The organism is Streptomyces sp. 13-12-16, from assembly GCF_002114215.1.
GTDB lineage: Bacteria > Actinomycetota > Actinomycetes > Streptomycetales > Streptomycetaceae > Streptomyces.
In genome coordinates, this window is sequence record NZ_NCTE01001200.1 from 1 (window position 1) to 989 (window position 989).

At 76.6% G+C, this 989-nt stretch carries 2 pseudogenes; both read right to left on the reverse strand.

Going from position 1 to position 989, the window contains the following annotated elements:
* A pseudogene (locus B7767_RS37695) lies at positions 1 to 424 on the reverse strand (VWA domain-containing protein); the annotation flags it as partial.
* A 69-nt stretch (positions 425 to 493) separates the two neighbouring features.
* Positions 494 to 989, reverse strand: a pseudogene (locus tag B7767_RS37700) (serine/threonine protein kinase); the annotation flags it as partial.

Consider the following 989-nt stretch of genomic DNA (forward strand, 5'->3'; position numbering starts at 1 on the left):
CCCCGGCCACCCAGGCGGCGTAGCCCGCGGGACGCGGCCCCTCCCGGTGCAGCGGGAGCGAACCCGCGACGAAGGCGGCCCGGCGCCTCGCGTCCCGGTCGGCGACGGCCCACTCGTCGTCGCCCCGCGGATAGCAGCGGACCGGCTCGGGACCGCTGCCGAGCACGGCGAAGGAGATGCGGTCGGGCAGGGCGCGCAGCGCCGCCGGCAGGGCGTGCCGGACGGCCGCCCGGTTGGACTCGGCGACGTCCACCGCGATGATCACCGCGAGCTGGACCGCGGGCAGGTCGGTGGGAGCGCCGTCGGCGGCCACGTCGACCCGCAGATGCGCCTCGATCTTCGCGCTGCGGTGCGGGCGCGGATCACCGCCGAGGTCGACGTGGAGTCGGATGCCCGGCTGCGGAGGCCGGGTGGGGCTGCTCATGTCGTACGTCACCGCTCCTTTCCTTCAGCTTCGTCGCCGGGTGCCGTCCCGTTCCGCCACGCCGTGCGGTCAGAACACGGTCTGCGGCCGTACCGCGTGCATGAGGTCCACCAGGTGGTCGTGGGCGGCCGGCTCCTGGTGGTGTGCCGCCAGCCGCCGGTAGAGCGACTCCAGCCGCTCGCGCGACTCGCGCTCCGGAGCGCTCAGCCGGCGCAGGGCGCGGGCGGTGAGCCGTCCGGGACCCCCTCCCGGAGCGCCGGGACGGTCGCTGAGGCCGTGCACCGCGTCCAGTTTCCACTCGTGGAGTTCGGTGCTCAGACGCAGCGCCTCGTCCTCGGACAGGCTCGGCTCCCCGTCGCCCGGACGCCGGCCCACCAGGGCGTGCAGTTCGGCCAGCGCCGCGTCGACCTCGGCGGGCAGGGGCAGTGGATCTCCGTCTCCGGGCAGCCGCGCCGCACGGATGCGCAGGGCGGCGATCCGGGCGACGGTGTGGTCCAGCGTGCCCGGCCGGACCCGGCCGAGCACGTCGATGGCCGCCCGGCGGTCGCGCGCGCGGAGCGCGAGC